The organism is Jiangella gansuensis DSM 44835 (assembly GCF_000515395.1).
Taxonomy (GTDB): Bacteria; Actinomycetota; Actinomycetes; order Jiangellales; family Jiangellaceae; genus Jiangella; species Jiangella gansuensis.
Map to the genome: position 1 here is coordinate 3,687,041 of NZ_KI911782.1, position 23,883 is coordinate 3,710,923.

The window sequence follows — 23,883 nt, forward strand, 5'->3', positions numbered from 1 at the left end:
AGAAGATCGAGAGGACTGGCATGAGGCACCACAACGGAGTGAGGTCCGCTGCATTCGCCGGCGTGCTGGCGGTGGCTCTGGCCGCGTGCGCGACCGAGGCGACCACCGACGAGACCGGGGCGGAGGAGTCGGGCGGGTCCGAGAGCTGCCGGATCGCGATCGACAACGGCTCCGGCACCGGCTTCCCGTACCCCAACGCCGGAGCGAACGGCATCATCGACAAGGCCGAGGAGCTCGGCTGCGAGGTGATCGCGCACCTGGACGGCAAGAGCGACGTCCAGACCGAGGCCGCGAACGTCCAGAACATCATCGCCCAGGAGCCCGACGGTGTGATCATCATCCCGGCGAACGCGGCCGAGGCCGGCCGGTTCGTCGACCAGATGACCGAGGCCGGCATCAAGGTGGTCAGCTTCCACAGCATCATCGGCGCGGACCGGGCCATCGACGACGTCTACCCGTCGCTCAGCTCCCTGGTCATCGAGAACGAGACGGGCGTCGGCGCGATGGTCGGCGAGGCCATGATGGAGAGCGTCCCGGAGGGCGGGCCGATCGGCCTGGTGCTGGGCGCTCCGGGCTATGCCGAGAACACCCTGCGGGTGGAGGAGTTCCGCGCGGTCACCGAGGGGACCTTCGAGATCGTCGCCGAGCAGCCCGGCGGCTGGGTCGCCGACCAGGGGCAGACGGCGTGCGCCTCGATGCTCAACGCCAACCCCGGGATCGTCGGCTTCTACGCGATCTCCGACGACATGGCGGTCGGCTGCCAACAGGCGGTCGACGCGGTCGGGTCCAGCGCCGTCGTGTGGGGCGTCGGCGGTGCGCAGCTGGGCATCGACTCGATCGCCGCCGGCGGCATGGACGGCACCGTCTGCTACAAGCCGTACGACGGCGGCGCCCGCGCGATGGAGGAACTCAAGAAGGCCATCGACGACGACTCCTACGGCACCGGCGAGCTGGTCTTCTACGACACGCCAGTGATCACCGCGGAGAACGTCGACGAATGCGAGCCGCAGTGGTGACCGCCGGGCGCGGCGCGGTGGCGACGTGAGCGGCGTCCTGCTCGAGGCCCGCGGTGTCTCGAAGCGGTTCCCCAACGGGACCGAGGCATTGCGGCAGGTGAGCCTCACCGTCGACGAGGGCTCGATCCACGGGCTGGTCGGCGCGAACGGTGCCGGCAAGTCCACCCTGTTCAAGATCATCGCAGGTGCCCTGCCGCCGACGGCCGGACGGATCCGGTGGCGCGGCGCGGATGTCGACTGGAACGCCCCGGGCGACTCCCGGGCGGCCGGTGTCTCGACCATCCACCAGCACATCCCGCTGGTGCCCACGCTGACGGTGCTGGAGAACGTCTACATCGGTGAACTCTCCGGGGTGTTCCGCAAGGCGCCGTTGCTGCGGCGCTACGAGGAGCTGTGCGAGCGGCTGGGCTATCGGGCCGACCCGGACCGTGAGGTCGGCCAGCTGCCCCTGGGGGAGCGGCAGATGGTCGCCGTCGCCCAGGCCCTGGCCGGCGGCGCGGCCTTGGTGTGCATGGACGAGCCGACGGCGTCGATGGCGAGTGCCGAGGTCGATGTACTGTTCGCGGCGGTCCGCCGGCTGCGCGCCGACGGGGTCTCGTTCGTGTTCTGCTCGCACTTCCTCGACCAGGTGCTGGAGCTCACCGATGCGATCACGGTGCTGCGCGACGGACAGGTGGTGGCGTCCGCGCCGACGGCGAGCCTGGACGAGAACACGCTCGTCGACGCGATGGTGGGGCGGGACCTGCACGCGATCGAGGAGCACCGCGCCGAGCCGATGCCGGCCGGCGCGCCGGTGCTGCTGGAGGCTCGCGGCCTGGCGTCTCCGGGACGGCTCGACGGCGTGGATCTCACCGTCCGCTCCGGCGAGATCGTCGGTGTCGCGGGGATGCTCGGCTCGGGCCGGTCGGAGCTGCTCGAAGCCCTGTTCGGGGCCGACTCGCGGTGCTCGGGAACGGTGAGCGTCCGCGGTGAGCCGGTGCCGCACCGGGTGCGGGCCCGGGTCGAGGCCGGTGTCGCGCTGGTACCGGAGGACCGCGCCCGCCAGGGGCTGGTGCCGGCCTGGGAGATCTGGCGCAACGTGTCCCTGCCGGGCATCGCCGAGCTGTCGCGTCACGGCGTGCCCGACCACGCCGCAGAGCTCGACCGCGCGGAGCGGGCCATCGCCGACCTCGGTATCCGTACGCCGTCCGCCGAGACCCCGGTGGCAGCGCTGTCCGGCGGGAACGCCCAGAAGGTGGTCTTCGCCAAGTGGCTGTTCGGCGGCGGCCACGTCTTCCTGCTGGACGAGCCGACGGTCGGGGTGGACGTCGGCGCCAAGGCGGACATCCTCCGGCTCGTGCGCGGGTTCGCCGCGGCGGGCAAGGCGGTGGTGATCGTGTCCTCGGCCTTCGAGGAGTTGCTGGCGGTTGCCCACCGCATCGTGGTCATGCGCGCGGGACGGGTCGTCGCCGAGCGCCTGGCCGCCGAGACCGACGAACCGGAGCTGCTGGCGTTGTCCAGCGGCCTGACGACCGTGAGTGGAGCGAGCCGACGATGACGACCACCCTGTCCCGAGCGGCCGACTCCGTGCGGTCCCGGCCGGCCCCGACCATGCGCCAGCGCACCGAACCGTTCCGGCTGCACCGTGCCGGCGTCGTGTACGCCTTCGCGCTGATCCTGATGACCTTCACACTGGCAGCCGAGTTCACCGGCCGCCCGTTCTACCTGTCGCCCGTGAACACCGCGAACATCCTCGACCAGACGGTTCAGGTGGGCATCCTCGCGGTCATCATGACCATCTGCCTGATCAGCGGCAATTTCGACCTGTCGGTGGGCGCGACCGCGGCCCTGGGCGCCGGTGTCACGCTGACGGTGCTCAACGCCGGCAGCGGCGTGGCCGTCGCGGTGCTGGCCGGGCTCGGCACGGGCGCCGCGATGGGCCTGCTCAACGGCGTCCTCGTGCAACTGGTGGGCGTCAACGCGTTCATCGTGACGCTGGGCACCATGACCGGCGTGCGCGGGCTGCTGTTCATCCTCACGGACGGGCAGAGCATCCAGACCGACCACGACGGCCTCGGCAACGTGTTCACCGGGGTGCTGCCGCTCAACGCCAAGGTGTGGGTGGCGATCGGCGGCGTGGTGCTCGTCGCGCTGGGGCTTCGGTCGCTGCGGCGCGAACGCCAGGGGCTGGTGGCCAGCGGGTACGGGCCGTGGATGGTGGGCGCCGGGGTGCTGATCGCGGCGGTGGCGCTGGCGTTCCTGCCCACCCGGTGGGAACTGACGACGCAGGTCTACATCTTCCTCGGCGTCGCCGTCGTGGCCTGGCTCGTCCTGCGGTTCACCGCGGTCGGGCGCCGCCTGTACGCCGTCGGCGGCAACACCGAGGCCGCCCGGCTCTCCGGCATCGACGTGGCGCGGTACAAGATCACTCCGTTCGTGCTGAACGGCCTCTTCGCGTCGCTGGTCGGCATCCTGTACGTCTCGCGGTTCTCCGCGATCAACCCGCAGGCGATGAGCGGCCTGGAGCTGACGGTGCTGGCCGCGGCCATCCTGGGCGGCACGTCGCTGTTCGGCGGCGCGGGCAACGTCCTCAAGTCCGTCGTCGGCGCGCTGATCCTGTTCACGCTGATCAACGGCTTCGGCGTGCTCAACCTGGGCGCCAACTACCAGGACCTCATCAAGGGCGTCGTGATCATCGGCGCCGCCACCATCTACGTCCTGGCCGAGCGGCGGGGGCAGCGCAACCGGCGGGTCGACGACCCAGGCGGCGACGGCAGCGGTGATCCGCCGGACACCCCGGCCGGACCACCCGGTCCGGCGTCCGCGGCAGTGGAACCGGAACGGCCCGCAGCGAGGCCGGCCCCGTGAGCGGGCCGGCCGGCACGGTGACCGGGATCTGGCACTTCAGCTTCACCGTCTCCGACCTGGACGCTTCGGTGGCGTTCTACCGCGACCTGCTCGGCATGACCCTGGTGCACGTGCAGGATCAGGACAACGACTACACCCGCTCGCTGGTCGGGTACCCGGACGCCCGGCTGCGGGTGGCGCAGCTGAGCGCCGGGCCCGCCTCGGGCACCGGTTCCTCGCACGACCTGGAACTGGTGCAGTACCTGGCTCCGGAACGGCCCTCGCTGGACCCCGAGCGGGGCCGGGCCGGTGCCGCGCACCTGGCCTTCGTCGTCGACGACGCCGGGGCGGCACACGCCCGGCTGGCCGCCGCCGGCGTACGGTTCCTGTCGCCGCCCAACGCCATCACCGCCGGCGCCAACCGGGGCGGCTACACCTGCTACTTCTTCGATCCCGACGACATCACGCTCGAGCTGGTCCAGCCGCCGCCGTGACCGTCGCGGCGTCCCGCAGTCCCTACACTCTGGCCAGGAGGTTCGATCACCGCATGAGAGTCGTCGACGCGCATCAGCACTTCTGGGACCTCGAGGCGGTCGCCTACCCGTGGCTCACGCCCGCCGACGGCCCCATCCACCGCACCTTCGACTGGCCCGACCTGGAACCCGAGCTGACCGCCGCCGGGGTCGACGCCACCGTCCTGGTGCAGGCGGCCAACTCCGTCGAGGACACCGAGGCGATGCTGGCCCAGGCCGACCGGCACCCCGAGGTCGCGGGCGTCGTCGGCTGGGCCGACCTCACCGACACCGCCGCCGCGGCGGCGGTGCTCGACCGGTTCGCCGCCGACCCCCGGTTCGTCGGCATCCGGCACCTCATCCACGACGAGCCCGACCCGGACTGGCTGCTGCAGGACGCCGTGCTCGACAACCTGGGGCTGCTGGCCGAGCGTGACCTGAGCTTCGACGTCGTGGCCGTCCTGCCGCGGCACCTTGGGCACGTCCCCACGCTGGCCGAGCGCCACCCCGGCCTTCGGCTGGTCATCGACCACCTGGCCAAACCGCCGATCCGGGAGCGCGGCTGGGAACCGTGGGCGTCGCTGCTGCGCCGCGCCGCGGAGTACCCGAACGTCCATGCGAAGGTCTCGGGCCTGAACACGGCGGCGGACTGGGGGACCTGGAGCACCGCGGACCTCGCCCCCTACGTGGAGCACGCCGTCGACGTGTTCGGCCCCGGCCGGCTGATGTACGGCGGCGACTGGCCGGTCAGCATCCTGGCCGGCGGCTACCAGCCGGTGTGGCGGGCGACGCTCGAGCTGCTGGCGCCGCTGCCCGACGCCGACCGCGCCCGCGTGCTCGGCGGGACGGCCGCGGAGTTCTACCGCCTTCCGGAGGTGTCGTGATGCTCGACGTGCTGCGCCCGATCGCGGCCGAGTGCGACCTGACCGTCCCCGCCGAGCACCGGTTGCCCGTCGCCGTCGTCGGCGCGGGCTCCATCGTCGACGTCGCCCACCTGCCGGCGTACGCCGCCGCCGGCCTGGAGGTCCGGGGCATCTTCGACCTGGACACCGCCAAGGCCGCCGACGTGGCCGCGCGGCACGGGCTGCCGCGCGTCTACACGTCACTGGAGGACCTGCTCGCCGACGACGTGCCCGTCCTCGACATCGCCGTCGCACCGGCGGCCCAGCCGGAGGTCGCCGTCCAGGCGCTGGAAGCCGGCAAGCACCTGCTCTGCCAGAAGCCCTTCGCCCTGGAGATGGCCGACGCCGAGAAGGTGGTGGCGCTCGCCGCCGACCGTGGCCGCGTCGTCACCGTCAACCAGCAGATGCGCTATGAGGAAGGCATCGCGGCCGCGCGAGCCATGGTGCGGCAGGGCTGGATCGGCGAGCCGGTGGCCATGACCATCACCGTCGACATCGCCACCGACTTCTCCGGCTGGGGCTGGCTGTATCGCAGCGACCGGCTGGACTACTGGTACCACTCGATCCATTACCTGGACGCGGTGCGCTCGGTCCTCGGCGATCCGGCGACGGTGTACGCCGCGGCCGGCCGCACCCCCGGTCAGGGGCCGGCCGGTGAGACGCGCACCATCAGCACGCTGACGTACCCGTCGGGGGCCCACGCCATGGTGTTCGTCAACCACGAGAACCGCGCCGGCGACACCGTCGCGCAGTTCCGCATCGACGGGTCGGAAGGCGCCGTCCGCGGCACGATCGGGCTGCTCTACGACTACCCGCACGGCCGTCCCGACACCCTCGAGGTGAGCAGCCGGAGGTTGCCGACCGACGGCTGGCTGTCCTACCCCGTCACGTCGCGCTGGCTGCCCGACGCGGTTGCCGGCCCGATGCGCGCGCTGCTCGCCGAGGTGGCCACCGGGAGAGAGGCACCGACGTCGGGCCGCGACAACCTCGCGACGCTTCGGCTGGTCCATGCGCTGTACCGCAGCGTCGACACCGGGCAGGTGCAGGCACCATGACGACCGGCACTCCAGGTGCGCGTCGCACCACACTCGCCGACGTCGCGGCGCGCGCCGGCGTCGACCGGTCGGTCATCTCCCGGGTGCTCAGCGGTGACCCGCGGCTGCTGATCCGCGAGGAGACCCGGCGGCGCGTCCTGGACGCCGTGCGCGACCTCGGGTACCGGCCGAACGTCGCCGCGCGCACGCTGCGCACGCGGCGGACCGGCACGCTGGGCCTGCTCATCCCCGACTACGCGAACCCCGTGTACGCGGAGATCATCAAGGGTGCCGAGGCAGCGGCCGCCGAGCGCGACTGTGTGCTGCTCACCGGCAGCGCCGACGCGGCGACCGAACTGGACTCCTACCTCGACCTGCTCGGCCAGGGCAGGGTCGACGGACTGTTGCTGGCCGGTGAGCTGACCTCGAAGGCGGTTCTCGACGGCCTGACCGCCGACGGTCTGCCATGGCTGCTGGTCAACCGGACCATGCGTGGCGAGGCCAGGCATGTGGTGCTCGACGACGAGCGCGCCGCCGCCCTGGCGGTCGAGCACCTCGCCGGCCTGGGGCATACCGACATCGCCCATCTGGCCGGCCCGAGCGGTGCGGACACGGCCCGGCGGCGCCACCGCGGCTACCAGGCCGCGATGCGGGCGCACGGCCTGGACGTACAGCCGAGCTGGACCACCCGCGGCGACTACACCGCCGACGGCGGGTTCCGGGCCATGATCGAGATCCTCGAGGCGCCGGGGCGGCCGACGGCGGTCTTCGTGGCCAACCTCGCATCGGCCATCGGCGCCCTGCACGCGCTGCGCTCCCGCGGCGTGGCGGCACCGGACCTGATGTCGGTGGTCGCCGTCCACGACCTGCCGCTGGCGGAGCATCTCTCGCCGGCGCTCACCACCGTGCGCATGCCGCTGCGCGAGCTCGGCCAGCGCGGCGTCGAGCTGCTGGCCGAGGTCGGGCCGGACGCGACGGTGCGCGAGGTCGTCACCGGCCCGATGGAGGTCGTGCCCCGTGAGTCCACGGCACCGCCGCGGGCCCGATGACCGCCCTGATGCCCACCCCGCCCACGTGGCCCGCCAGCTGGCAGGAGACTCCATGAGCCGACGACCGCCCGGTGTGCTCTACCGCACCGACATCGATCCGCCCGCCTCGGTGCCGCCGACGCCGGTCGTGGCGCGCGGCGCCGCGCACCTGGGCATCGACCTCGCCACCGTCCGCGGCGGCGGAGTCGGCGGACGGGTCCGGCTGGCGGACCTGACCGCCGCGGCGCCGAGTGCCGGAGGTCCCGCGGCGCCCGCCCGGGCGGTGGCCGTCGCCGAAGCCGACGTGACCGGGCTGCTCGCGCGGCAGCTCGTTCCCGGCGAGCTGCCGGCCAGGGTCGCCGCGGCGGTCCTGCTGGCAGCGGACGGCGCCGGCCTGCCCGCCGGGCTGAGCGTGACCGTGCCGGACGGCGGCGGAGCCCTGGCCGCGGTCCCGGTGCCGAACGCCACCGAGCTGTCGGTGGCCGGGCTGGCCCGGGCCATGGCGCACGCGCGGTCCGAGCCGGGCGTGCCGGAGCAGGAGCGCACCGGGCCGGCGCGTTCCGTCCTGGAAGGGGCCGGGCTGGTTGTTCACGACGACGCCGGCGACGGACTGCTGCTCGAGCTGCCGGTGGTCGAACCGGCGCCGGCGCTGCTGATCGCGATCGGCGCGCCGCGGCGGCAGGTCGTGCCGGACACCGCCGGCGGTCTGGCGCTGTCGGTGCGGTGGTTCGTCCAGCTGGCGGCCGTCAGCGATCCGGCCCGGCTACGGCGCGGTCCGGCGACAGCCCTTCTGCGCGCGGCGATCGCGGCCGTCGAGGACGAGACCGGCGCCGGTTCGGTCGCGTCGCCTGGCCGCTAGCGCACCCACATCCATCCAGTCCAGCGGGGGACGAGTCGGCGGGGGACAGTCCGAGCACGAAGTCAATCGATTGTCTGGAGGCAAAGATGCACAGACGTCTACTCAGAGCGGCGCTCACCGGGGTGTTGGCCGCGGGATTGTCGTCTCTCGTGGCGCCGGTGCCGGCGGGTTCCGCGGATGCCGCACCGGCGCGGTCGGGCCGCCCGGTGACGGCGTGGCAGGACGGAGCCCTGCAGGTCGATGCCGAGGGCCTGGTCTCCCGGTCCGACCTGATCCTGGAACAGGCCCCCTGGCGCGATTTCGAGAGCATGCCGCTGGGCAACGGCCACCTCGGTGCGGCGGTGTGGGCGGAGCACGGCTTCACCGCGCAGCTGAACCGCAACGACACCTTCCCGGACCTGAAGTCCGCCGGCCAACTGGTGATCCCTGGGCTGTTCGACCTGTCGTCGGCCGACGACTACAGCGGCCGGCTCGACATGTACGACGCGCAGCTGCGCCAGTCCGGCGGCGGCCTCGATGCCACCAGCTACGTTCGGGCCGACGCCGACCAGTTCGTCGTCGAGGTCACCGGCGCCGACCCGGACGAGGCCCAGACGGTGGAGCTGCGGCTGTGGGAGGACCGCGCGCCGGCGACGTATGCCGACGGGAGCGTCGTCGCCCTGGCCGAGACGTTCACCGACGAGCAGTCCGGCATCACCACCGGCGCAGTGGCCGCGGTGACGGCCGTGGCGCGAGACGTGATCGCCGAGGTGGTCGACGACGTGACGGTCCGGCTGACCTTCCGGCCGGCCGAGGACGGGTCGTTCCGCGTGGTGGTCGGTGTTCCCGCCTACACCGGCGGTGACGTGGCCGCCGCGGCCGCGGACGCCCTGGCCGGTGCGGACGCCGGCGGCTTCGAGGCCAGCCACCTGGGCTGGTGGTCGGACTTCTGGGCCGGTGTGGCGCCGATGCGGGTGAGCTCGCCCGACGGCGTCGGGGAGTACATGGAGAACCTGCGGGTCCAACAGCTCTACACCACCGCGGCCACCCAGCGCGCCGAGGTGCCCACGGGCCAGGCCGGCGCGGCGAACATGCTGTACCCGTTCGAGGACCGGATGATCTCGCCGGACTTCTACTTCCACTTCAACCTGCGTCAACAGGTGTTCGCCAACTTCGGTGCCGGCACGGCCGAGTTCAACGACGCCTACCTCAGCCTGTACATCGACCGGCTGCCGCAGATGCTCGACTGGACCCGGGAGAACTGGCCCGGCACGGAGGGCGTCTGCGTGTCGGAGCTGCTGCGCTTCGACGGCAGCGGCGGCGCCTGCGACGGCACGATCGGGCCGGCGTTCCTCAACCGGGTCATCTCCACCGGACCCGAGGTGGCCCACGACATCTGGAAGCAGTACCTCTACACCGGCGACGAGGCGATCCTCGAGGAGGGTTACCCGCTGATGCGTGAGGTGGTGCGCTTCTACCTGTCGCTGCTGGAGGAAGGCGACGACGGGCGCGTCCACCTGCACAACATCAACTCGCTGGAGACCCAGTGGGACACCACCGATCCCACTCCGGACGTCGCGGCGATGAAGGTGATGTTCCCGATCGTGGCCGACCTGGCCGACCAGAACGGCGACGCCGACCTCGCGGCCGAGCTGCGGGCGACCATCCCGAAGCTGCCCGAGTTCCGCACCGTCACCAGGAACGGTGTCGAGGTGATGGCGTGGTCCGCCACCGACGAGTCGGCGAAGAACACCCAGAACGTCGACCTCGAACCGCTGATGCCGTGGAACCTGTTCGGCATCGACTCGCAGCTGATGCGCGACACGTTCCACCAGCGGGTCTTCCCGCTGACCCGTGAGTGGGACGAGAGCCCGATCTGGGCGGCGCGGCTCGGCCTGCCCGACGACATGGTGCGGCTGCTGATCGAGGGCACCGTCGACCTGCAGAAGTTCCCGAACGGCTTCACCGGGCACGGCAAGAATGACGACCCAGCGTCGATCAACAACTACTACAGCTCGTGGAGTGCGGTCGTCGCCAGCTCGCTGCAGGAAGCCCTGGTGCAGGCGCACGAGGGCGTGGTGCGGATCGCGCCGTCGTGGGTCGACGGCTGGGACGTCGATGGGACGGTGGTGATACCCGGCGGGCACCGGGTGAGCACGCAGGTGCGCGACGGCGTACCGAACCACGTCGGCGTCGTGGCCGGCTCGGACGACACGCTGCGCATCGCCAACCCGTGGCCGGGCGAGCGAATCCGCGTGGTCGACGGCGCGGAGCCGGGCGGCGCCATCGTCCGGCCCACCGACGCCGGCGAGATCGAGCTGGCGGTCGAGGACGGGGCGAGCTACCTGATCGAGCGGGTGGGCGCCCCGCTGCGGTCGTTCGAGTTCGAGCCGGTCGACGGCGAGCCGGCCGCCGAAGCGCGGCACCTGGGTGAGCAGACCCTCGGTGTCGAGTCCAGCACGCCGGAGATCCGCAGCGACGTCGTCGATGTGGTGGCGCCGGCACATCTGGACCAGCTGGTTCGCGCCCGGGAGGGCGTCGACCACCTGCTGGAGAGCAGTGACGTCCTCACCGGCCTGCCGGACGTCCTCGACGGCACGGCGATGGTGCGCGGCGCGCCGGACGACGCCGAGGACGCCGGCCCGGCCGACTACCTGACCCTCGACCTCAGCCGCCCGGCGGATGTCTACGTGGCGTTCGACCAGCGCGGCGACGGGACGTGGTGGCCGGACTGGCTGGAGGAGCAGGGATTCACCAGGACCGACCTGACGATCGGCACGGACGAGTTCCTCGAGAGTGTAGAGCTGGAGCCCGATGGCCGGATGCGCGCGTCCGGGTCCGGCGTGACGCTGATCGAGGGTGGCTCCGACTGGGGCGATCAGGTCCTCGATGTGGCATTGCAGCAGGTGCAGGTCGGCACCGGAGTGGTGTTCCGGGCCCAGGACTCCCGCAACGGCTACGTGTGGCAGATCGGCGGCGCTCTAGGGAGCGACGGCGGCCTGGGCCAGCTGCAGATGTACCGGATGGTCGACGGTTCCATGACGCGGATCGGGCAGATCAACCCGCTCCCGCCGGGTGCGGCCAACGAGTACGACCTGCGGATCGAGGCGATCGGCGACCGCATCCGCACCTTCATCGACGGCGAGCTCGTCGACGACCGGCGCGACGACACGTTCGCGGCGGGGCGGGCCGGGATCCGGATGGCCGGCAGCGAGGTCGGTGAGTTCGACCGGTACACCGTGAGCACCCCGGAGGGGGAGACGTTGTTCGACGACGACTTCTCCGGCGACCTCTCGGCCTGGGACATCCCGGCGGATCGCGAGAACGTGCCGCTGGTGGTGTGGAAGAAGCAGCTGCCGGCCGGTCGGGTCTCGTTCGGCCCGAACTCGGGCATCGACGGCGAAGGCGAGGCGCCCTACGTGACCTTCGTCGACGAGTCGGTGCCGGTGGAGGAGTAGCCCGCGGTCGACGGGGGCGCCGCAGTCCGGCGGCGCCCCCGTCGGCAACGTCGGGCACGTGGTCTTTCATGTCATCAGGACGGCATCCGTGCTGCTGGTGGATGGTGCGTCCCAGTGATCGGGCGAGCCATTGCCTGCTTTCGAAATATCCCGATAACGTCGTCGGAACGGTTCTAATACGTATTAATAGACGACGATGTCGGGAGGATCCGTGCTGGTGACCAAACGCTCGCGACGGCGGGCATGGCGGGTTTTGGCGGTGGCGACCGCGGTGGCCGTCCTGCTCGGAGTGCTCCCGGCGGCCGCGGCAGACCGTGCTTCTGAGCCGGCCGCTCAGCCACCCGCCGAAGCCGCGACCGACACCGGGCGGTTCGACGAGACCGTCCTCTGGGACTCCGCCGAGGGACCGCACGAGAGCTACCACGTGCAGGGCCTGGCCGTGACGCCCGCCGACACTATCCTCGCCTTCACCGAAGGCCGGCACGAGGTGTGCGACGCCGGCCCGCGTGACATCGTGCTGCGTCGCAGCACTGACGGAGGCGACACCTGGGAACCCAGTCGCGTCGTCGTCCCGTCCGACGACGGCCAGTCGTGGGGGAACCCGACCCCCGTCGTCGACGAGGAGACTGGCGAGATCTTCCTGTTCTTCGGACTGTCGTTGCTCGATCCCGCCAACATTGGCTGCTCCGGCGACTACCAGGAGATCTACCTGAGCCGCAGCACCGACGACGGCGTCACCTGGAGCTCGCCGGTGGAGATGGACGAGCTGTTCGCGGGCAACCCCTACGGCTGGACGCTGCACGGTCCCGGCCCCGGCCACGGCATCCAGCTCCAGGACGGCCGCCTGGTCATGCAGGTGCTGCACCGGCGCCAGGTCGTCGGCCACACCGTCGCCGAACGGCTCTACGGTGTCTCCGCGATCTACAGCGACGACCACGGCGCCACCTGGCAGGCCGGCGAACCGATTCCGGTGGACGTCAACTACCCGATCAACGAGAGCCGCATCTACGAGCGCGCGGACGGTGCCATCGCCGTGAACGGGCGGTCCGCGGCCGGCGGGCACCGGCAGCGCATCGCCGCGGTCAGCACCGACGGCGGCGAGACCTGGTCGGACCCGGTGCACGAGCCGGCCACCGGCCGCTACAACGCCGTCGACGCAGGATTCCTGCGGTTCGAAGGCGCTGACGGCGTCGGCCGCCTGCTGCACAGCCGCCCGGACTCCGCGCGTCGCGAGAACCTGACCGTCTCGGTCAGCTACGACGACGGCGCCACCTACCGCTACGACAAGATCGTCAACCCGGGTGCGTCCTACTACTCCGACCTGGCGGTGCTGTCCGACGGCACCATCCTGCTGTTCTACGGCCGCGACGGCGAGATCCTCGGCTCCCCGGCCCGGCTGGTGATGGCCCGCTTCGACCTGGCCTGGCTGACCGGGGGGCGTGACACCGGCGACGATGCGGGGCTCGCCGAGCGGGGCGTCGAACTCGGCGACGTGGCAGGCACAAAGGTCCGGCCGCCCAGCGGCGCGCCCGCGAGCCGCACCGTCACCCCCGACGTCGCCGGCGGCCACGACGCTGTCGTCACCGGTCAGCCCGAGGCGACCGATGGCGGTTTCGTCCTCGACGGCGACGACCATCTCGAGATCCCGCCGGCCGATCCGGTCCTGGCCGCCGGCGACGCGTTCACCGCGACCGCCTGGTTCCGGACCGAACAGTCGGAGTCCCAGGCGATCCTGTGGGCGTACGGCTTGGGCTCGGCGACGCCGCAGTGGTGGCTGCGCGCCGAACCGGGGAGCAACCGGATCCGGGCGCTCGTCGACACCGGCCACGGGACCGCGTCGCTCACCGCGCCCGGTTCCTATGCCGACGGTGAGTGGCACCACGTGGCGTTGACCAGGGCGGACGGCACCCTGGCGCTCTACGTCGACGGAGCGCCGGTCGCGCAGACGGCCAGCCCCACCGGATCGTTGTCGTTCGACGCCCGCGACGGCGTCCACGTCGGGCAGCGCCCGGACGGCGAGAACCGGCTCACCGGCGGCATCGACGACGTCCGGCTCTACGACCGGGCCCTGGCGGCCGGGGAGGTGGCCGCGCTGGCGGCCGGCCGTGGCGAGGCCGGCGGCCCGGCCGGCGCTGTCGTCCACCTGCCGCTCGACACGACCACGTCGCAGCGGGTGCCGCGGCCGCAACCGGTCGCCGTCGCCGACGGCAACGCTCGCGGTGGTGCCGCTCTGGACTACCAGGCGGGCGAGCCTGGTGACTACGTGGAGATCCCGTTCCGGCTGCCGCGCGACGAAGGCGCGTTCGAGGTGGCCGTCCGGTACGCCCGGACCTGGGCGAACGGCGAGATCGAGGTGAGCATCGACGGCGCGGCCCTGCCGACAGGTGTCGTGGACCCCAGCCTGGACAGCGGCTCCGCGTACCAGACATACCAGCACGGCACCGTGGAACTCGGCCGCGGCCTGCACCGGATCCGGTTCACGCTGGTCGGTCCCGGACGGCTGGGCGGAACCGCGATCGCGGTGGACGAGCTGACACTGATCACCGCGGAGCACCCGTCCGACGAGGCGCACCGCGATGTCCTCGTCGACGACGAGTCGGTGGGCGCGTTCCGGATGACCGGGACGTGGGGCCGGGCCACCGGCCAGGCCGGACACCCGTACTTCGGCGTCAGCTACCGCTCCGCACCGGCCGGCACCGGCGACCGCCGGGCCAGCTGGCAGCTCGACGTCCCGGTGGCGGGGGAGTACAACGTGCTGGCCTGGTCGGTGGCGCACGCCAACCGTGCCTCCGACGCGCCGTTCACGGTCAACCATGCCGACGGCAGCACCACCGTCGAGATCGACCAGCGCGGCCAGGCCCGCGCCGTCGGCGACAGCCGGCCCGGCGTCTGGGTTGACCTCGGCCGCTACCGGTTCGAGGCCGGAGCCGCGGGCAGCGTCGAGCTGGCCAACGACGCGGACGGGTTCGTCATCGCCGACGCGGTCCTGCTGACCCGCGATTCGGTCCCGGGCCGGACGGCGGACGTGGCGGCCGAGCCGCTGTCGGCATCGACCGTCCGGGTGACGTGGGCGGCCACCGACGGTGCCGACGGCTACCACGTCGAGCGCCGGGCCGCCGGTGCGCGGCTGTGGGAGTTCGCCGGGCAGACCGCGGCCGGGGCCACCGCGCTCGACGTCACCGGGCTGGCGCCGGCCACCGCCTACGAGTTCCGCGTCTACGCCGTCGCCGACACCGAGCCGGGTCGCCCCGGGCTGGCCGGTACCGCGTCCGCGCCGGTCAGCGCCACCACAGCCGAGGCCGGCGACGGCGAGGGCGACGGCACGCTGGCGCTGAGTGTTCTCTCCAGTCGGCCGGACGCGGTCTCCGGCGACGACGCGCTCGTGCGGGTGGACGTGGACGCGTCCGTGCCGCTGGACGACGTCGCGGTCACCCTCAACGACGTCGACGTCACCGCGTCGTTCACCGCCGACACCGCCGGGCACAGCCTGACCGGCCTGGTCACCGGGCTGCACACCGGTGCGAACGCACTGGCCGCGCAGGCCGGCACGGAGGCGTCGCGCACCACCCTGGAGCTGACCGGGCACCCGATCGAGGGGCCGGTCTTCTCCGGGCCGCACCAGCCGGTCTTCCGCTGCGGTACCGCGAGCTTCACGGTGCCGGTGATCGGCGGCACCCTGGGCGCCCCGCTGGACGAGAACTGCTCGATCGCCGACCGGGTCGACTACTTCTACCGCACGACCGGCGACACCTTCGCGCCGTGGCCCGCCGGCGCCACCGCGTACCCGGCCGACCTCGCCACGACCACCACCAGCGACGGCGCCGAGGTGCCGTTCGTCGTGCGGATGGAGACCGGCACGGTCAACCGGGCCGTTTACCAGACCACCGTGCTGCACGATCCGCTCGCCGACCCCGAACCCTCCGCGCAGGCCCCGCCGCCGGCGTGGAACGGCGGCACCGTGTTCACGCTCGGTGGCGGCTGCACCAGCGGTTGGTACCGGCAGGGCACGAGGACCGGCGGTGTCGACGACCTGTACCTGCTCGGCCAGGGCTACGGCGTGATGTCGTCGTCGCTCAACGTGTTCGGCAACAACTGCAACGACGTCCTGGCCGCCGAGACCGCGTCGATGGTGAAGGAGCGGTTCATCGAGCGGTATGGGCCGGTCGACCACGTCATCGGGTTCGGCTGCTCCGGCGGCTCGTACCAGGCCTACCAGATCACCGACAACTACCCGGGGATCTTCGACGGCATCATCGTCGGCTGCTCGTTCCCGGACGTCGCCTTCTCGACCGTGCACATGATCACTGACGCCTGGTTGTTGCACAAGTACTTCACCGACAGCGAGTTGGCCTGGACCGAGGAGCAGCGCCTCGCCGTCACCGGCTTCGGGTCCGACGCGACCCCGGCCGCGGTGGCTCCGGGCGCTCGCCGGATCGACCCGCGCGAGTACTGCACCATGGTCCCGGCAGCCCAGCGCTACCACCCGGACACCAACCCCACCGGGCTGCGCTGCGGCGTCTACGACCACACCGTGAACGTGTACGGCCGCGACCCGGCGACGGGGTTCGCCCGCCGGCCGCTGGACAACGAGGGCATCCAGTACGGCCTGGGCGCGCTGAACTCCGGCGACATCACACCGGAGCAGTTCCTCGACCTCAACGAGCACATCGGCGGCTTCGACGACGACGCGAACCTCATACCGGAACGGACCAGCGCCGACGTCGAGGCGATCCGCACCGCCTACCGGACCGGCCGGCTCACCAGCGGCGGCGGCGGATTGGCCGACGTCCCGATCATCGACTACCGCACCTATCGCGACGACAACCCCAACGGTGAGCTGCACGTGCGCTACCACACGTTCTCGATGCTGGAGCGGTTGCGGAAGGCCAACGGGACCACGGCGAACCATGTCAGCCTGCTGGAGGACCTGCGCCACGGCGGCTTCACCACCGCCAGCCCGCTGCTGCAGCACGCGGTCGACCAGCTGGACACGTGGCTGCGCGACCTGGCTGCCGACGACTCCGACGCGCCGCGCATCGACAAGATCGTCGCCGCCCGCCCGGACACCCTGCTCGAGGGCTGCAACACCCGCGACGCCGAGCCGGTGTTCGTCGCCGAGACCCTGGACGGCGACCCCGCGGGCGAGTGCGAGCAGCTGTACCCGACGGCGTCGTTCCCGCGCGCCGTTGCGGGCGAGAGCGTCGCCTCCGACGTCGTCAAGTGCCAGCGGGCCGCCCCGCGGCGCGAGGACTACGACGTCGACTGGACCGATGAGCAGTGGCACCGGTTGACGACGGTGTTCGCCGACGGCGTCTGCGATTATTCGCGGCCGGGTGTGGAGCAGCAGGGCCTGGCCGGGACCTGGCTGCGGTTCTGACGACGTCAGCTCCGGGCCGGACGGCACCGATGAGTTCCGCGCGATGTGCCAGTCTGTTCCGGTATGACGGACGGCGAGGTCCAGGCACGGGTGCAGGCGGCGATCGACCGCCGGGTGCGCGACGGTTCCGAGGTGGGGCTCCAGGTCGCCGTGCTGCGGCACGGGCGGGTCGTCGTCGACGCCGTGGCGGGCCACCGTGACGCCGAGCGCCGGCACCCCGTCGAGCCGGGGACGCTGTTCCACGCCGCCTCCGCCGCCAAGGGCATCGCCGCCACAGTGGCGCATGTGCTGGTGGAGCGCGGCGTGGCCGGCTACGACCTGCGAGTCGCCGATGTCTGGCCCGAGTTCGCCCGGCACGGCAAGGACCAGGTGACGCTGCGGCACATTCTGCTGCACACGGCGGGCGTGCCGGCGCCGCCGTACGACACCACGATCGAGGACTTGTGCGACTGGGACCACATGTGCCGGGTCTTGGCCGACACCGAACCGTGGTGGCCGGCCGGTACCCGCTTCGGCTACCACGCACAGACGTTCGGCTTCCTGCTCGGCGAGACAGTGCGGCGAGCAACAGGACGGACGTTGTCCTGGTGGCTGCGCGACACCGTCACCGGCCCGCTCGGCGTCGTCGACGAGGTGCACTTCGGCGTCCCCGAGACACTGCTGTCCCGGGTCGCGTACCAGCACGCCGCGAACGGAGCCCCGGTGCCGCAGCCACCGGCCGGTTCACCGGCGGACCGCGCGAACCCGCCGGGCATCCGGCCAGACGCGTCCCGGGCCAACCGGCGCGACCTGCTCACCGCACCGATCATCTCCAGCGGCACCATGAGCGCCCGAGGCGCCGCCCGCGTCTACGCCGCCCTGCTCGGCCACGTCGACGACGTACGGCTGGTGTCGGAGCGGCGGCTGCGTGAGCTCGCGACCGTCGTCTACGAAGGCCCGGACGAGGTCATGGACGTGCCCTCCGCTTGGGCCTTCGGCTACAGCCCGGCACGACCGGGCGCGGTGCCGTCGCGGCCGGGCTCCACCTTCGGCATGGCCGGCTCCAACGGCTCGGCCGCCTACGCCGACATCGAGACCGGGGTGGCAGTGGCGGTAATGCGCAACCAGGTCAGCCCGGACTGGTCGGCCGCGGCCGAGATCGACGGCATCATCGCCGACACCATCAGCGGCGACCCACCAGAGGAGAGCTCATGAAAGACCCGGTGACCCGACTCGACGAGCGGTTCAGCGAACCCGGCGCCACCGCGACGACATGGGACCAGGCACGCGCGGTGCTCGAAGCGGCCCAGCTCAGCTGGATCTCGACCGTGCGCGCCGACGGACGGCCGCACGTGACGCCCCTCGTCGCGGTGTGGCTCGACGGAGCGATGCACTTCAGCACCGGCCCGGACGAACAGAAGGCCGTGAACCTGGCCGCGAATCCCGGGGTTGTCCTGACCACCGGCTGCGACTCCTGGGACCGAGGGCTCGACGTCATGGTCGAGGGCACCGCCCGCCGCGTCACCGACCGGGCGCGGCTCGACCGGCTCGCGGCGGCCTGGCGGACGAAATGGGACGGTAGCTGGCGGTTCGAGGCTACCGACGAAGGGTTCCGCCACGAGGACGGCGCCACGGCACACGTCTACGCCGTCGAGCCGGCCAAGGTGCTGGCCTTCGGCAAGGGCACCTTCAGCCACACCCGGCACCTGCCGGGACCGAACGACCACTCCCGGTGATCATGTTCCCTCGCGGTCCGTATGCGCCCGCGAGGGAACATGATCACCGGACGTGTCCCGTCAGGGCAGCCAACCGGCGGCCCGCGACACCACCAGCGCCGCCATCCCGACGATCACCGCGGTGCGCACCAGCCGCGAACCCGGCGTCAGCCGCGGCCACGCCAGCAGCAGCAACCACGCCAGGAACAGCACCACCACGCCGAGCAGGATCGGACCGACCGGCGACGGGGCCAGCAAGCCACCCAGCAACAAGCCACCGGTGAGAATGCCCAGCAGCCACTTCGGCAGGGCCGTGAGCCGCACCAAGGCCGGATAACTCACTGCCTCGAGGCGCCTGCGCAGGCTCGCCTTCGGCGGCGGCCCGGCCGGCGCGGGACGGCGGCTACTACCCGGACGCGGCGCGCGTGAGCCCGCGCCCGGCGCGGCGGGCCGGCGGTTCGGAGTACGGCGCGGCTGGCGGTTCTGCGGCACTGGAGATCCTTCGAGGCGGGCGACGTCACCGAGCATCGTACGGTGGTACGCCGCCATACTGCTCCATGGCTCTGACAGAGTCGAGCCAGAGCGCACGCACGGAAAGGATCACGATGCTGGTCGTCACCCGGTACCGGGTACCGCCCGAGGACGCGGTGTCCTTCCGCGACCGAGCCCATCGCGCCCTGGAAGTGCTGGCCGGCCGGCCCGGCTGGCGCGGCGGCCACATCGGCCGGGCGGCCGACGACCCCACCCTGTGGGTGGTCACCAGCGAGTGGGAGAACGTGGGCTCCTACCGGCGCGCACTGTCCTCGTACGAAGCCAAACTCGAAGCGGTGCCACTGCTGTCGCTCGCCGTCGACGAGCCGACCGCGTTCGAAGTGGTCGCCACCCTGCCCGCCGCCGGCGGCGCCAGCGGCGGAACGGTCGGAGCCGTACGAGCCGCCGACGCCGACGACATCGGGCTCGGCGCCGCCGCCAGCCCCGTCGTCCCCACGGATTTCGACCCGCCCTCGGGCGAAGGATCGGCCCCGTGACCGGCGCCCACCTGCATACCGAAGCCGCCGATTCGTTGCCGGTCGGGCGGCACGTCCGCAACCTCGTGCTCGGGGTGCTCATCCCGCTCGTGCTCGCCACCATCGCCGGGCTGATCGTGCTGTGGCCTTCCGGCGACCGGCCCAGCATCGAGACCGGTGAGCGCACCGACGCCACCATCCTGTCCGTCGGCCCGTGCACGGACATCGTCGACGCACCGCCCCCACCCGAAGGCGAGGACGGCGGGCAGACCGCCGACCAGTGCCGCGAGGCCGTCGTCCGGGTCGACGCCGGAGCCGACGAGGGTGCGGAGACGGTCGTGCCGCTGCCGTTCGGCCTCGGCGCCCCGGAGTTCGAGGAAGGCGACGCCGTCGTGCTCGGCGCCATCCCGGACGCGCCGATCGAGAGCCGCTACGAGGTCCTCGACTTCCAGCGCGACCTGCCGCTCATCTGGCTCGCGGCAGTCTTCGCCGTCGCCGTCGTCGTGCTGTCCGGCTGGAAGGGCCTGGCCGCACTGGGCGGTCTCGGTGTGTCCATGGTCGTGTTGCTGGTGTTCGTGCTGCCGGCGCTGCTGACCGGTCAGGCGCCGCTACCGGTCGCGGTGGTGGGCGCGTCGGTCATCATGATCGTCACGCTGTACCTCGCACACGGAGTGTCGATGCGTACCTCCGTCGCGCTCATCGGGACGCTGATCAGTCTCTCGCTCACCGGGCTGCTGGGCGCGCTGTTCACGTCCGTGGCGCACTTCACCGGGCTGTCGGGCGAGGCGACGTCGTACCTCGGCACCGTCAACACCGAGATCGACGTGCGCGGGCTCCTGCTCGCCGGTCTCGTCATCGGTGCGCTGGGCGTGCTCGACGACGTGACGGTGACGCAGAGCGCGGCGGTGTGGGAGCTCGCCGCCGCGGACCCGACGTCGTCGCGGCGCACGCTGCTGGCCGCCGGCATGCGCATCGGCCGCGAGCACGTCGCCGCCACCGTCAACACACTGGTGCTCGCGTACGTCGGCGCGTCGCTGCCGCTGCTCATGCTGTTCACCGTCATGGAGCAAGGGCTCGCGAACGTGATCACCATCGAGGCCGTCGCCCAGGAGGTCGTGCGTGCCCTCGTGGGCGGGCTCGGCATCATCGCCGCGGTCCCGGTCACCACCGGGCTGGCCGTGCTCGCGGTGCGCGGGCGCACTCACCGCCCGGCCGGGCGCCGGGCCGCGCGAACACCGTCGTCGGCATGACGACGACACCCGCGCGAGCAGCTGGTGTCGTCTAGGCTCGAACCTTGACCTGCCGCCGACACCCGGGATAGGAGTGACCGCCCGTGCCTGCGCCCGTCGATGCCATCGTGTCCCTCGCCAAGCGCCGCGGGTTCGTCTACCCGACCGGAGAGATCTACGGTGGAACGCGTTCGGCGTGGGACTACGGCCCGCTCGGGGTGGAGCTCAAGGAGAACATCCGGCGGCAGTGGTGGCGGGCCATGGTGCAGCAGCGCGACGACGTCGTCGGGCTCGACTCAGCGGTCATCCTGCCGCGCGACGTGTGGGTCGCATCCGGCCACGTCGACGAGTTCGTCGACCCCCTGGTCGAATGCCAGGCATGCCACCACCGGTTCCGCGCTGACCAGCTGGAAGAGGAGTTCGCCGAGCGCAAGGGCCGACCGGCCGACGGCGGTCTGGCCGAGGTGCCCTGCCCCACGTGCGGCGCGAAGGGCTCCTGGACCGAGCCGCGGATGTTCAACGGCCTGCTCAAAACCCACCTCGGCCCCGTCGAGTCCGAGGAAGGCCTGCACTACCTGCGCCCGGAGACCGCGCAGGGCATCTTCGCCAACGTCCTCAACGTCATGAACTCCTCGCGGAAGAAGCCGCCGTTCGGCATCGCCCAGGTGGGCAAGTCGTTCCGCAACGAGATCACCCCCGGCAACTTCATCTTCCGCACCCGCGAGTTCGAGCAGATGGAGATGGAGTTCTTCGTCGAGCCCGGCACCGACGAGCAGTGGCACGAATACTGGCTGCAGACCCGGTGGGACTGGTACCTCGACCTGGGGCTGTCCGCGCAGAACCTGCGGCTCTACGAGCACCCGGCCGAGAAGTTGTCGCACTACTCCAAACGCACCGTCGACATCGAGTATGACTTCGGCTTCGGCGGCGGCACCTCCGGGTTCGCCGAACTCGAAGGCGTGGCCAACCGCACCGACTTCGACCTCTCCACGCACGCCAAACACTCCGGTCAGGACCTCAGCTACTTCGACCAGGAGAAGGGCGAGCGCTGGACCCCGTACGTCATCGAACCGGCCGCCGGGCTCACCCGCTCGGTGCTGGCGTTCCTGCTCGACGCCTACGACGTGGACGAGGCACCCAACACCAAGGGCGGCGTCGACACCCGCACGGTGCTGCGTTTCGACCCGCGGCTGGCGCCGGTGAAGGTCGCGGTGCTGCCGCTGTCGCGCAACGCCGACCTCTCGCCCAAGGCCCGCGACCTGGCCACCCGGCTGCGGGCGCGCTGGAACGTCGAGTTCGACGACGCCGGCGCCATCGGCCGCCGCTACCGCCGGCAGGACGAGATCGGCACCCCGTACTGCGTCACCGTCGACTTCGCCACCCTCGACGACGACGAGGTCACCGTCCGCGACCGCGACACCATGCACCAGGAGCGCATCGGCCTGGACCGCGTCGAGGCCTACCTCGCCGAACACCTCCCGACCTGCTGACCCGTTCGGACCGTCCCCTTGCACCCGGCGCGGCCCGTTCCGCGCCCCCTCCCCGGTTGATCTTGGAGTAATGGCGGAATCGCCGCCCGATTTGCCGGATAGATACCGCGGTTACTCCAAGATCAACGCGGCCCGGGGCGGTGTGGGCGCGACTATCGGGGACAATGGGGGTGACATGACTGCGACCCTTTCCGTTCCCCCGCTGCGGCTCGGTCCGCTCCAGGTCGGCCCTCCGGTGGTGTTGGCGCCGATGGCCGGCGTCACCAACGCTGCATTCCGGCAGCTCTGCGCCGAGCAGGGCGCCGGCCTCTACGTCTGCGAGATGATCACCTCCCGCGGTGTGGTGGAGCGCGACGAGAAGACCCTGAACATGCTGGTCTTCGCCGACGTCGAGGCGGTGCGGTCGGTCCAGCTCTACGGAGTCGACCCGTACTACGTCGGCGAGGCGGTCAAGGTGCTGGCCGGCGACTACGGCGTCGCCCACGTCGATCTCAACTTCGGCTGCCCGGTCCCCAAGGTCACCCGCAAGGGCGGCGGGGCGGCGTTGCCGTACAAGCGTGGACTGCTCGATCGCATCCTGCGTTCGGCGGTCTCCGCGGCTGAGCCGTACGGCATCCCCGTCACCATGAAGACCCGCAAGGGCATCGACGACCACCTGCTCACGTTCCTCGATGCCGGCCGCATCGCCGAGGACGCCGGCTGCGCGGCCATCGCGCTGCACGGCCGCACCGCCGCCCAGCACTACTCCGGCTCCGCCGACTGGGGCTCCATCGCCCGGCTCAAGGAGCACGTCGGCATCCCGGTGCTCGGCAACGGCGACATCTGGGAGGCGGCGGACGCGGTGCGCATGCTGGAGCAGACCGGTGCCGACGGTGTCGTCATCGGCCGCGGCTGCCTGGGGCGTCCGTGGCTGTTCCGCGATCTGGCGGCGGTGTTCGCCGGCCAGGCCCTGCCGCCGTTGCCGACGCTCGGCGAGGTCACGGCGATGATGCGCCGGCACGCCGAGCTCCTGGCCGAACTGATGGGCGAGGAGCGCGGCCTGCGCGACATGCGCAAGCACATGGCGTGGTACCTCAAGGGCTTCGTCGCCGGCCAGCAGGTGCGGGCGTCGCTGGGCATGGTCTCCACGCTCGCCGAGCTCGACGCGCTCCTGGCCGAGCTCGACACCGACCAGCCCTACCCGCTGGCCGAGCTCGGCACCCCCCGGGGCCGCCAGGGCAGCCCGCGCGCGGTGGCGCTGCCGGCCGGCTGGCTCGACGACGCCGACGGTGCCGGCGACGACCTCGCGGACGCCGAGATCGGCATCTCCGGCGGCTGAGGCGTCAGGGGCCTCCGGCGACCGGCCACGTCGCAGGGGGAAACCGCGCATACGGCTCCCGGGAGCAGCGGTCTGTTGCGCGCTGTGCACCCGCGGAACCGGCCACAGGCGTTGATGCCATCGGGCTGGCGCCGCGGCCGGGCTGCTCCAGCCT

At 72.0% G+C, this 23,883-nt stretch carries 16 protein-coding genes and 2 pseudogenes; 17 read left to right on the forward strand and 1 reads right to left on the reverse strand.

The genetic code is table 11. The features are described from left to right. Positions 1-38 precede the first annotated feature (38 nt). The 13 genes and pseudogenes from JIAGA_RS0117470 to JIAGA_RS0117525 all read left to right on the forward strand — a co-directional run bounded on the left by JIAGA_RS0117470 (position 39) and on the right by JIAGA_RS0117525 (position 18,706). A complete protein-coding gene (locus JIAGA_RS0117470; protein WP_026876667.1) occupies positions 39-1,016 on the forward strand; it encodes a sugar ABC transporter substrate-binding protein in 978 nt (325 codons plus the stop codon). A gap of 25 nt (positions 1,017-1,041) precedes the next feature. Further along, on the forward strand, positions 1,042-2,553 hold the full coding sequence (locus tag JIAGA_RS0117475) for a sugar ABC transporter ATP-binding protein (protein WP_026876668.1): 1,512 nt from the start codon (positions 1,042-1,044) through the stop codon (positions 2,551-2,553). Next, positions 2,550-3,863, forward strand: a complete 1,314-nt coding sequence (locus JIAGA_RS30510) for an ABC transporter permease (protein ID WP_051426215.1) — start codon at positions 2,550-2,552, stop codon at positions 3,861-3,863. The genes JIAGA_RS0117475 and JIAGA_RS30510 overlap by 4 nt, the downstream gene beginning before the upstream one ends. Then, on the forward strand, positions 3,860-4,336 hold the full coding sequence (locus tag JIAGA_RS0117485) for a VOC family protein (RefSeq protein ID WP_026876669.1): 477 nt from the start codon (positions 3,860-3,862) through the stop codon (positions 4,334-4,336). Before JIAGA_RS30510 ends, JIAGA_RS0117485 begins: the two co-directional genes overlap by 4 nt. Positions 4,337-4,389: 53 nt before the next feature. Then, the gene (locus JIAGA_RS0117490) at positions 4,390-5,238 is read left to right on the forward strand and encodes an amidohydrolase family protein (protein WP_026876670.1); all 849 of its coding nucleotides are present in this window, start codon (positions 4,390-4,392) and stop codon (positions 5,236-5,238) included. Continuing rightward, on the forward strand, positions 5,238-6,311 hold the full coding sequence (locus tag JIAGA_RS0117495; protein WP_051426216.1) for a Gfo/Idh/MocA family protein: 1,074 nt from the start codon (positions 5,238-5,240) through the stop codon (positions 6,309-6,311). Before JIAGA_RS0117490 ends, JIAGA_RS0117495 begins: the two co-directional genes overlap by 1 nt. Beyond that, positions 6,308-7,339: a LacI family DNA-binding transcriptional regulator gene (locus JIAGA_RS0117500; protein ID WP_026876672.1), complete on the forward strand. Its 1,032-nt coding sequence runs from the start codon at positions 6,308-6,310 to the stop codon at positions 7,337-7,339. The genes JIAGA_RS0117495 and JIAGA_RS0117500 overlap by 4 nt, the downstream gene beginning before the upstream one ends. Before the next feature lie 52 nt (positions 7,340-7,391). Next, complete coding sequence (locus tag JIAGA_RS34655; protein ID WP_157553267.1) at positions 7,392-8,177, forward strand: hypothetical protein; 786 nt, start codon at positions 7,392-7,394, stop codon at positions 8,175-8,177. Positions 8,178-8,263: 86 nt separating this feature from the next. Continuing rightward, on the forward strand, positions 8,264-11,614 hold the full coding sequence (locus JIAGA_RS0117510; protein WP_157553269.1) for a glycosyl hydrolase family 95 catalytic domain-containing protein: 3,351 nt from the start codon (positions 8,264-8,266) through the stop codon (positions 11,612-11,614). Between the two features lie 196 nt (positions 11,615-11,810). Next, positions 11,811-14,600, forward strand: a pseudogene (locus JIAGA_RS36365) (exo-alpha-sialidase); the annotation flags it as partial. A 39-nt stretch (positions 14,601-14,639) separates the two neighbouring features. Beyond that, positions 14,640-16,991 (forward strand): DUF6351 family protein, encoded by a 2,352-nt coding sequence (locus JIAGA_RS36370; protein ID WP_483790131.1) that lies wholly within the window; start codon positions 14,640-14,642, stop codon positions 16,989-16,991. A gap of 63 nt (positions 16,992-17,054) precedes the next feature. After that, positions 17,055-18,185 carry an EstA family serine hydrolase gene (locus JIAGA_RS0117520; protein ID WP_026876676.1) on the forward strand — a complete coding sequence of 377 codons (1,131 nt, stop codon included), beginning with the start codon at positions 17,055-17,057 and terminating at the stop codon, positions 18,183-18,185. Next, positions 18,182-18,706 (forward strand): pyridoxamine 5'-phosphate oxidase family protein, encoded by a 525-nt coding sequence (locus JIAGA_RS0117525; RefSeq protein ID WP_026876677.1) that lies wholly within the window; start codon positions 18,182-18,184, stop codon positions 18,704-18,706. Before JIAGA_RS0117520 ends, JIAGA_RS0117525 begins: the two co-directional genes overlap by 4 nt. Positions 18,707-18,766: 60 nt before the next feature. Here the strand turns inward: JIAGA_RS0117525 and JIAGA_RS36170 are convergent, their stop codons facing one another. After that, positions 18,767-19,234: a DUF6703 family protein gene (locus tag JIAGA_RS36170; protein ID WP_342673662.1), complete on the reverse strand. Its 468-nt coding sequence runs from the start codon at positions 19,232-19,234 to the stop codon at positions 18,767-18,769. 56 nt (positions 19,235-19,290) lie between these two features. Here JIAGA_RS36170 and JIAGA_RS30520 point away from each other — a divergent pair. The 4 genes and pseudogenes from JIAGA_RS30520 to dusB all read left to right on the forward strand — a co-directional run. Then, positions 19,291-19,626, forward strand: a pseudogene (locus JIAGA_RS30520) (antibiotic biosynthesis monooxygenase family protein); the annotation flags it as partial. A gap of 83 nt (positions 19,627-19,709) precedes the next feature. Further along, complete coding sequence (locus tag JIAGA_RS30525; protein WP_051426218.1) at positions 19,710-20,942, forward strand: YibE/F family protein; 1,233 nt, start codon at positions 19,710-19,712, stop codon at positions 20,940-20,942. An 83-nt stretch (positions 20,943-21,025) separates the two neighbouring features. After that, entirely contained in the window at positions 21,026-22,411 is a 1,386-nt protein-coding gene (locus JIAGA_RS0117545; protein WP_026876678.1) for a glycine--tRNA ligase, read from the forward strand. A 175-nt stretch (positions 22,412-22,586) separates the two neighbouring features. Then, positions 22,587-23,729 (forward strand): tRNA dihydrouridine synthase DusB, encoded by a 1,143-nt coding sequence (gene dusB / locus JIAGA_RS0117550; RefSeq protein WP_026876679.1) that lies wholly within the window; start codon positions 22,587-22,589, stop codon positions 23,727-23,729. The last annotated feature ends 154 nt before the right edge of the window (positions 23,730-23,883 follow it).